This window comes from Shewanella waksmanii ATCC BAA-643 (assembly GCF_000518805.1).
GTDB classification, from domain to species: domain Bacteria; phylum Pseudomonadota; class Gammaproteobacteria; order Enterobacterales; family Shewanellaceae; genus Shewanella; species Shewanella waksmanii.
Genome location: NZ_JAEH01000075.1, coordinates 1 through 9,396 on the forward strand (window position 1 = coordinate 1; position 9,396 = coordinate 9,396).

Consider the following 9,396-nt stretch of genomic DNA (forward strand, 5'->3'; position numbering starts at 1 on the left):
ATAAAGGCGAGTTATAGCAATCAGTATAAGAATTTGATCTACTCAGCGCGCTTTGGGCAAACTAATTCAAGGCGAATGATTGAAACAATGGTTGTTCCCTTGTGAAATTATTCAACGCAGAAGTAGGCTGCCTAAAACGCGCCAGAATGGCGAGTTTTAGCGATTCTGATGTTGTGTTAACGAGCTTAACCGTAGAATAACTATGCTCTTCACTCGTTGCAAACCACATGGATGTGGTGAATGTCATTAATGCAGGAGCATTTAAGGACCTTACCTCAGAACCGCTAAATTCTCGCTGAGTGACTAAATGTTTATACTGATTGGTATTATTTTTTTACAGTTTAAAGCTGCTAATTTGTGAGCGCATACGCTCAGCTAACTCAGTTAAAGATGACACGGAGTGGCTAATCTCTTCTGCTGAGCGGCTTGATTCGGTGGCGATATCGCTGATAGTGATAATACTGCGATTGATACTTTCAGCTACGCTACTTTGCTCCTCTGCGGCTGTAGCGATATGGGTATTCATGGCGGTGATGTTGTCTACAGAGGTCACGATATCTTGCAGTGCTTGACCCGCGGTATTGGTTTGCTGGTTAGCATTGTCAACTTGGCCAATGCCGACTTCCATCGCTTCAACAGCCTGATTGACGCCTTTTTGCAGCGCTTCAATCATGGTTTCAATCTCTTGCGTGGCTTCTTGGGTGCGCTGTGCTAAGGTTCGCACCTCATCTGCCACCACTGCAAAACCTCGGCCTTGCTCACCGGCGCGCGCCGCTTCAATTGCTGCATTTAATGCCAGTAAGTTGGTTTGCTCAGCAATGCCCTTAATGACATCTAAAACACTACCAATGTTTTGGCTTTCTGCTGCCAGTTCAGTAATCACCTGTGCGGTACTTTGAATCTGGTCTGATAGCTCAACCATAGTCGTCATTGACCGCTGTACAATGGTATTGCCGTGTGATGCATGCTCATCAGCATCTTTTGCTGAATCCGCTGCTGCAGTGGTGCTTTGGGCTACTTCAGCAACCGTTGCGGCCATTTGGTTCATTGCGGTGGCCGTTTGCTCTGTTTCACTTTGCTGCATATGCATGCGCTCATTAGAGGCTTGGGTGAAACTACTGAGTTCATGCGCTGAGGTTGTTACTGTATTGGCGGCGTCTAAAATATCGCTAAGGATTTGTCGTAGGTGTTCAATGACACCATTAATATCGTCAGTAATATGGCCTAACTCATCATTATTGATGGGTTGCAGTGCGGTTGTGAGATCAGAGTGTTGTTTGATGTTACTGAGGTGAGTTTGTATTGCAGCAACCGGTCGCATTACGCTGCGATTGACCCATAAGCCTATTATGATTCCCGCAGCAGCCGCCAATAAGGTTAATGAGAGAAATAGTATAATTGAGGTTTCGTAGATGCGGCTGACCTTATTTTTTTCTTGCTCTGCGATATCAAGTTGCAGTGTAATGAGATCAGATATTTTGCCACTGATAGGGTCGATAACTTGATAAAGTGGCATGATGTCTTGCGATAACTGGCCACTGATATTGCCATTAAGGTTAGCTAGCTTGCCGAGCATCTGATCAATACTATTATTAGCTGGGATGAACAACGCTTTGGCTTGGTCGGCAAGCCTTGCTTCTTCCTGTGTTAGCGTAGTTTGCATGTACTTGCCCCACACTGAGGTAATATTCTGTTTTGCCTCTTGCAATGCGCTGCTTGCCTCTTGCGCCGTAAAGCCGCCAGCATTGGCTTTATTAATCGCATCTATTACCGATACAGCATAATCATCGGCAATAATCTTTAAATCTTCTAAGGGCACGACGCGGTCGTCATATATGGTATTCACCCCTTGTTCTATTTGATTCATCATATTCAGTGCTAGGGCGCAGATTAACACCAAGAGGGTTAACGGCAGCAAAATACCAAATGCCATTTTGTGTTTCAGTTGTAGGTTATTCATGAACAATGGCTCCTAGGTCCTAGCTCTTTCGATTTAATTAGTCAGGCGTTAGTCGTACTAATAGGTATAGCAAAGCTAAGCAAGAATGCATGATGAAATGAATAATTGACTGAGAGTGAGTGTGTAATTTGGGGGGAAGTGTTTTTGAAGCAAAAAAAACCTCGCAAGGCGAGGTTTTTAATTTAGATGCCGCAGCACCTAATAAGAATATGGTGCCCGAACCCGGAATCGAACCAGGGACACGAGGATTTTCAATCCTCTGCTCTACCGACTGAGCTATTCGGGCGACGGGGTGCATTAAAAAGCTTTTGCGGTTTTGAGTCAACTGTTTTCTTAATTTTATTAGTTCAAATAGCTTGTTTGCACATCTTTTACACCGTTTGCTGATATTGTGTACTAACAGCATGGTGATACTGTCATTAGCGCTGTGGTGAGTGGCAATTTATATACCTGCTAAAGAAAAGGCCCCTTGAGAAGGGGCCTTTAAGCATCTAGTTGCTAAGCATGCTGTTAGTTGGGAAATTCTCTTGCATCACCATGAGTGCATGCTCTTTAAGCTTATCCTGGCCTAACTCACCATAGGCTGATGCCATAATTTCAAGTGCTCGCTCATTTGATGGCGTACCAGGGAACCCTTCCATAACCGATTGAGCGCGAACTGCCGCCGCACTCCAAGCATTCATTTTCATGTAGTACTCAGCCACTGCAATGGAGTATTTAGCCAAACGGTTCTTCAAATATTGCATACGTTTTTGTGCATCAGCAGCATATTTACTGTTAGGATACTGCTTTATCAAACGGTCAAAATCTTTAAACGCATCTTGAGCGACCTTTGGGTCTCTATCGGTACGGTCAATATTGAGCATGTCATGGAACAGGTAACTGTCCGATTGCATGTTAACAAGACCACGCATGTAGTAAACGTAGTCGATATCTTTATGGGTTGGGTTTAATCGAATAAAGCGGTCGATGTTGGCAATACCAGAGGCTGGATCATCTAATTTGTAGTAGGCATAAATCAAGTCGAGTTGGACTTGAGTCTTGTGTGGCCCAAAAGGATATCTTGAGTCTAAAGCTTCTAATGAACGGACGGCTTTAGAGTAATTTCCTAGCTCCATAGAGTTACGCGCTTGTGAATAGAGCACTTCTGGCGAAGATTTGCTAAATTCAATGTCATCTTCTGGGCTGCTGCTACAGGCGGTTAAACCCAATGATAACAATGCGATGGAAGCAATTTTGGCAATTTTATGCATACTTGAATTCGATTCTTTTAAAGTTGTAGTTAAGAATTTTTCTATTTCACTATAAAATAGAAACAATCCGATTGTAACAGATAGCACATTTATTTGGACCCCAAAACGCGGGTACGGTTCCTATGACACAAGAGATTAATCTAAAAAGCGAGATAACAGCAACCCAAACAGGACAAAGATTGGATCAAACTTTGGCCGAATTGTTTCCTGATTATTCTCGTACACGTATCAAAGAGTGGATTCAGTCAGGTGCTGTATACATTGATGGCACAGTGGCGACTAAGCCGCGTGAGAAAGTGCTAGAAGGCCAAGAAGTCGCCATTGAAGCTCAGCTTGAAGAAGAGACTAAAGCTGAAGCGCAAGCCATCGATCTTGATATCGTCTATGAAGACGATCATATATTGGTGATTGACAAGCAAGCAGGGCTGGTGGTACATCCCGGTGCCGGTAACAGTGACGGCACCTTAATGAATGCTTTGTTGCATCATTGCCCTGGCATCGACTTAGTACCGCGTGCCGGTATCGTACATCGTCTCGATAAAGACACCACAGGTTTAATGGTGGTGGCTAAAACCGTTGAGGCACAAACTCATTTAGTGGCGGCATTGCAAGCCAGAGAGATTGTACGTGAGTATGAAGCCATTGCGACGGGAACCATGACGGCAGGCGGTACCGTTGATGCGCCAATTGATCGCCATGCGACAAAACGCACCCATATGACAGTGCATCATGCTGGTCGCCCATCAGTCACTCACTATCGAGTGGCAGAGAAGTTCCGTGCTCATACTCGATTACGTTTGCGGCTAGAAACGGGCCGTACTCACCAAATTCGTGTACACATGGAACATATTGGTCATGTCTTAGCAGGTGATCCGGTTTACTGTGGGCGTCCTCGTCCGCCTAAAGGCGCCACTCCAGAATTAATGGAAGTGCTAAATGGATTTAAACGTCAGGCATTACACGCTGTTCGTTTAGAGCTTGCTCATCCGTTTACTTGTGAAATCATGAGCTGGCAAGCACCTATCCCTGAGGATATGAAGCTGCTGACTCAAGCATTGCGTAAAGACACTCAAGAGCACCCGGCTGCTTATTAATGCTCCCCACTGACTGGGTCATTCCTAAAGGCGTTAAGCTAATGTTCACCACCCGAGCAGGTGGGGTTAGCCGCGCGCCTTTTGATAGCCTTAACTTAGGCGATCATGTTGGCGATAGTGCACTAGACGTGCAGCAAAATCGTAATCTATTGCGCCAACAGTTGGGATTAACCGCAGATATTGAATGGTTAGAGCAAGTGCACGGTACAGAAGTCGTCAACCTGGCTGAAGATAAACACCGAGTAGCCGACGGTAGTTATAGTTGTTTACGACAACAGGTTTGCGCTGTGATGACTGCCGATTGCTTGCCAGTATTGCTTTGTGACCGCAGTGGCCAAGAGGTGGCTGCGGTCCATGCAGGCTGGCGCGGTTTATGTGCAGGAGTGATTGAGTCTGCACTGACAAAGTTTAACGCTAAAGCTAGCGATACTATTGCCTATTTAGGTCCTGCTATCGGTCCGCGAGCGTTTGAAGTGGGGGCTGAGGTGCGTCAGGCATTCATCGATAAGCACCCAGATACCGCAAATTTTTTTAACGCTAGTGGCGACAAGTACCTCGCTGATATTCAAGGCATTGCCCAATGGCGGCTGCACCATGCTGGGGTTAGGCAAGTGTATGTGTTAGCTCATTGCACCTATGAAAACTGTCGCGATTATTTCTCCTATCGCCGCGAATCCACCACTGGACGAATGGCGTCGCTTATTTGGCTTGAGTGATTGCGATTTTTCGGCTACTTGCTGGTTTTATCACAGTATTTACTACTTGAAAAAAATACAGTCATCCCCATCTATATTAGTATCAAATTAGAGTGCTGTTTATTTGTAGATTAGGAGGCAGTATATGCGACTCGATCGTATGACCAACAAATTTCAAATCGCTATCTCCGATGCTCAATCATTAGCGTTGGGGCGCGATCATCAATTTATTGAACCGACCCATTTAATGATGGCGCTATTGAATCAAGATGGCGGCTCAATTCATCCACTATTAACTCAAGCTGGCATTCAAGTCAGTAGCCTACGCTCATTACTCAGCCAAGAGCTTGAGCGCTTGCCTAAAGTTGAAGGCACAGGCGGTGATGTGCAGTTAGCTCAGGGGTTGATTCGGTTGCTGAACCTGTGTGACAAGCTTGCGCAAAAACGAAAAGACAAGTTTATTTCAAGTGAGCTGTTTGTGCTGGCGGCACTTGAAGGCAATGATGTGCTAGCGCAAAGCTTGAAAAAGTCCGGTGCAACCAAAGAATTATTAGAGCAAACCATTCAAACAGTGCGTTCCGGCAAGAATATTGATGATCCCAATGCTGAAGATCAGCGCCAAGCATTGAAGAAGTTTACGATTGATCTCACTGAGCGGGCGGAACAGGGTAAATTAGATCCCGTGATCGGACGCGATGATGAGATTCGTCGTACCGTTCAGGTGCTACAGCGTCGCAGTAAAAACAATCCAGTATTGATTGGTGAGCCCGGTGTAGGTAAAACGGCAATCGTAGAAGGGTTAGCCCAGCGAATTATTAATGGCGAAGTCCCTGAAGGCATCAAAAACAAGCGGGTTTTGTCTTTGGATATGGGCGCGCTAGTTGCAGGGGCCAAATATCGCGGCGAGTTTGAAGAGCGCTTGAAAGCGGTGCTCAATGAGTTGTCCCAAGAAGAGGGGCAAGTGATTCTGTTTATTGATGAGTTGCACACCATGGTTGGCGCCGGTAAAGGTGATGGCGCAATGGATGCGGGCAATATGCTTAAGCCCGCGTTAGCCAGAGGTGATCTGCATTGTGTTGGTGCCACGACATTAGATGAATATCGACAATACATAGAAAAAGATGCGGCTCTAGAACGTCGTTTTCAAAAGGTCTTGGTCGAAGAGCCCAATGTGGAAGATACCATCGCCATTTTGCGTGGCTTGAAAGAGCGCTATGAGTTGCATCACCATGTGGAGATCACTGACCCTGCCATTGTCGCGGCAGCTAGCATGTCTCACCGTTATGTGTCTGATAGAAAACTGCCAGATAAAGCAATTGATTTGATTGATGAAGCGGCGTCGAGTATTCGTATTCAGATTGATTCTAAACCTGAGCCACTCGATAAACTGGAACGCCGTGCAATTCAGTTGAAGCTGGAAGAGCAAGCATTAAGCAAAGAAACGGATGAAGCCAGTTTAAGGCGTTTGAGTACATTACGTGCAGAGCTCAAGGATGTTGATGCAAGAGCGACTGAACTGAATGAAATATGGCATACCGAAAAAGCGGCCTTGGCGGGAACGCAGCATATTAAAGCTGATTTGGAACAAGCGCGCATGGATCTTGAGGTTGCGAGACGTGCAAGTGACTTAACTCGTATGTCTGAGCTGCAATACGGTCGTATTCCTGAACTTGAGAAACAACTTGATTTAGCCTCGCAAGCTGAAATGCAAGACATGACGTTGCTGCGCAATAAGGTCACCGATATCGAAATTGCCGAGGTGCTATCGAAAGCGGCCGGCATTCCTGTGGCGAAAATGCTTGAAGGTGAAAAAGAGAAGTTGCTCAAAATGGAAGATGCATTGCATGAGCGCGTGATAGGCCAAAGCGAAGCCGTTGATGCCGTTGCTAACGCCATTCGTCGTAGTCGTGCAGGGCTTGCCGATCCAAACAGACCTATTGGTTCGTTTCTATTTTTAGGCCCAACAGGGGTGGGTAAGACTGAGCTATGTAAGTCGCTGGCGAAATTCTTGTTTGATACCGAATCAGCTATGGTACGCATTGATATGTCGGAGTTTATGGAAAAGCACTCCGTATCTCGATTAGTTGGTGCTCCTCCAGGTTATGTTGGTTATGAAGAAGGTGGTTACCTAACTGAAGCGGTGAGACGCAAACCCTATTCAGTCATTTTGCTTGATGAAGTTGAAAAGGCACACCCTGATGTATTCAACATCTTGTTGCAGGTGCTTGATGATGGCCGCTTAACCGATGGTCAAGGTCGCACTGTCGACTTTAGAAATTCGGTGGTGATTATGACGTCTAATTTAGGCTCTGATGTGATTCAGGAACAATTTGGCAGCTTAAGCTATCCGGAGATGAAGTCTCAGGTGATGAATGTGGTGACACAAAGTTTTAGACCTGAGTTTCTGAATCGAGTTGATGAAAGCGTGGTCTTCCACCCATTAGAGGCTGAACACATTGCCCACATCGCCGAAATTCAGTTAAGCAACTTAAAAGCACGGCTGGCGGAGAAAGATTATCAACTTGAGGTAACGCAAGAAGCGTTAGCGCAGATCGCTAAAGTTGGTTTCGATCCCGTATACGGTGCGCGGCCACTGAAACGGGCGTTGCAGCAAGAGGTAGAAAACCCACTTGCGCAAAAGTTATTGAGCGGCCAGTTTGTTCCTGGCAAGACAATTAAAGTGTCATGCCATGGCGGCGAGTTGGCATTTGAGCAGTAGTGATTAATAGATACCTAATGAGTTAACCGATAAACATTGCTCCACAAGGCAACATAGGCTAGCTTGATAGGTATCTATACTGTTTGTAATGCAGACTGATTAAATAAGGATATCAATATGCTGAAAGTTAAAGTTGCTTTACTAGCGCTATGTGGGTTGACAGTCGTAGGCTGTAGTTCCTCGCCAACACCACAATCATCAGGTGTGATAGAAGTCGGCAATACTGATTATACTAGCTTATATCATTATGGTTATAACATCGGCTGCCGTAGTGCTGTAGCTAAGAGTAGTGGGGAAGCTACAGGCGATCTGGAAGCGATGAAAGATGAAGTACTAGATGGCTTAGATCAGTTTGATAGCGGCTGGGATGCCGGCGTGCAATCATGTAGCGATGGTCAGTCTCGCTCGATGTATACTGTTAAAGCAAAATAAACCCAATTAAGCGGGTTTATAACTGATAAAACTGATGGCCTGCCATCAGTTTTTTTATTGTGTATAGATCAAAGCTCTAGTAAATGATTGGCGATAAGTTACTTGGCTTTAGCATGCCGGCTACTTATATACATAAAGTTATTGCGAGCTTATTGACAGAATAGCTCGACTCGGCGCTGCTGATTGCCAATCTCTGCTTGCTTCTGCTCATCTGTCATCATCTCTATTTCACCCGTTTCAGGGTTTTCTTTTCGCAGCCTAGCGCTGGTTTGTAAAACATTAAGTTGATGTTTAGCATTGTCACAAATCACTTTCGCTTGTGCTTTATCTTGAGCGTTGATTTTCTCAGCCGCTGCCGCCATTTCATCTGGGACTTCTTCTTCGGCTCGTGCTTTAGGGGCTATAAAGCCGATTGGCTGCTGTTCAATATCTTCGCTATAAAGCTTTTCAGCTTCGGTTTGTTCTGGTTGTTCTTGGCTGTAATGAGTAACACCATTCTTATCTACCCACTTATATATGGTTGTGGCCTGCAATGATGTGCTGAGCATTATGGTCAAAATAAATAGTATATTAAGTCGGTATCTCATAATGGTGCCGTCCTAGACAAAACATTAGTGTAAAGGTGAGTAGAGCTGCGGTTGCCTCAACCACTTGCAGGCAAGAACCGCTCTTTACTTAATATACTTGGCTTTGTGCTGTTTGCAAAAACCTCACCGTGAAGCACCGCAATTGATGTTATGTCTTGTATATGAGCTTTGCTAAAAGATGTAGTTATATATTCTGCATTATCGTTGGCGATAAATTCGGCAAGGTAGCTAATCTTGTGCCACACTTATTGTCCGCGCGAAAAGTAGTGAGTGTGATAAAAAACGGCTTGTCAGCATTATAGATAACCGTCCAAGTTAGTTTGATGTCATTTGATGGCGTCTCCGGTAAGAGACCTAAAGCCCGCAATCATAGGCTTTGTGGGACTTCACCCTATCAAGTTGATTGTTTTTTGTGCTGTTGAGTGTTTTTCTTGAAAAAAGCGCTTGCGTAAAAAGTTCAGCTCCCTATAATGCGCTCCCACTGACACGGCAAACAGCGCTGCATAGCGATGTACAGACGAGTCAGGGCAGCAAGTGAGATGAGGTTTTTAGCTGTGACTTAACGCACTGATGTGCAGTAAGTAACCACTTAAAAAACTTTTTAAAAAATCACTTGACGCCAACCAAGGAAAGCGTAGAATACGCAGCCCTAGCCC

Annotated in this window: 7 protein-coding genes and 1 tRNA gene; 4 read left to right on the plus strand and 4 right to left on the minus strand. The window is 45.1% G+C overall.

Annotation, left to right across the window (positions count from 1 at the left end; all coding sequences use genetic code 11):
• Nucleotides 1-334 precede the first annotated feature (334 nt).
• From L865_RS0119565 to L865_RS0119575, 3 genes are all read right to left on the minus strand, one after another.
• On the minus strand, nucleotides 335-1,960 hold the full coding sequence (locus tag L865_RS0119565) for a methyl-accepting chemotaxis protein (RefSeq protein WP_028774784.1): 1,626 nt from the start codon (nucleotides 1,958-1,960) through the stop codon (nucleotides 335-337).
• A 210-nt stretch (nucleotides 1,961-2,170) separates the two neighbouring features.
• Nucleotides 2,171-2,246, minus strand: a tRNA-Phe gene (locus L865_RS0119570).
• A 205-nt stretch (nucleotides 2,247-2,451) separates the two neighbouring features.
• Entirely contained in the window at nucleotides 2,452-3,213 is a 762-nt protein-coding gene (locus tag L865_RS0119575; RefSeq protein ID WP_028774785.1) for an outer membrane protein assembly factor BamD, read from the minus strand.
• A gap of 122 nt (nucleotides 3,214-3,335) precedes the next feature.
• Here L865_RS0119575 and rluD point away from each other — a divergent pair, with 122 nt between their 5' ends.
• The 4 genes from rluD to L865_RS0119595 all read left to right on the plus strand — a co-directional run bounded on the left by rluD (nucleotide 3,336) and on the right by L865_RS0119595 (nucleotide 8,153).
• Nucleotides 3,336-4,307 (plus strand): 23S rRNA pseudouridine(1911/1915/1917) synthase RluD, encoded by a 972-nt coding sequence (rluD, locus tag L865_RS0119580; protein WP_028774786.1) that lies wholly within the window; start codon nucleotides 3,336-3,338, stop codon nucleotides 4,305-4,307.
• Nucleotides 4,307-5,023 carry a peptidoglycan editing factor PgeF gene (pgeF, locus tag L865_RS0119585; RefSeq protein ID WP_028774787.1) on the plus strand — a complete coding sequence of 239 codons (717 nt, stop codon included), beginning with the start codon at nucleotides 4,307-4,309 and terminating at the stop codon, nucleotides 5,021-5,023. The genes rluD and pgeF overlap by 1 nt, the downstream gene beginning before the upstream one ends.
• A 124-nt stretch (nucleotides 5,024-5,147) precedes the next feature.
• Entirely contained in the window at nucleotides 5,148-7,721 is a 2,574-nt protein-coding gene (gene clpB, locus L865_RS0119590; RefSeq protein WP_028774788.1) for an ATP-dependent chaperone ClpB, read from the plus strand.
• Between the two features lie 117 nt (nucleotides 7,722-7,838).
• Complete coding sequence (locus tag L865_RS0119595) at nucleotides 7,839-8,153, plus strand: hypothetical protein (RefSeq protein ID WP_037471658.1); 315 nt, start codon at nucleotides 7,839-7,841, stop codon at nucleotides 8,151-8,153.
• A 149-nt stretch (nucleotides 8,154-8,302) separates the two neighbouring features.
• Here L865_RS0119595 and L865_RS0119605 read toward each other — a convergent pair whose 3' ends face one another.
• A complete protein-coding gene (locus L865_RS0119605) occupies nucleotides 8,303-8,740 on the minus strand; it encodes a DUF4124 domain-containing protein (RefSeq protein WP_037471659.1) in 438 nt (145 codons plus the stop codon).
• Nucleotides 8,741-9,396 lie beyond the last annotated feature (656 nt).

Bases quoted from the DNA above. Each gene is read 5' to 3' on its own strand.
- L865_RS0119565 (WP_028774784.1), bottom strand. From the start codon at position 1,960: ATGAATAACCTACAACTGAAACACAAAATGGCATTTGGTATTTTGCTG.
- L865_RS0119575 (WP_028774785.1), bottom strand. From the start codon at position 3,213: ATGCATAAAATTGCCAAAATTGCTTCCATCGCATTGTTATCATTGGGT.
- rluD (WP_028774786.1), top strand. From the start codon at position 3,336: ATGACACAAGAGATTAATCTAAAAAGCGAGATAACAGCAACCCAAACA.
- pgeF (WP_028774787.1), top strand. From the start codon at position 4,307: ATGCTCCCCACTGACTGGGTCATTCCTAAAGGCGTTAAGCTAATGTTC.
- clpB (WP_028774788.1), top strand. From the start codon at position 5,148: ATGCGACTCGATCGTATGACCAACAAATTTCAAATCGCTATCTCCGAT.
- L865_RS0119595 (WP_037471658.1), top strand. From the start codon at position 7,839: ATGCTGAAAGTTAAAGTTGCTTTACTAGCGCTATGTGGGTTGACAGTC.
- L865_RS0119605 (WP_037471659.1), bottom strand. From the start codon at position 8,740: ATGAGATACCGACTTAATATACTATTTATTTTGACCATAATGCTCAGC.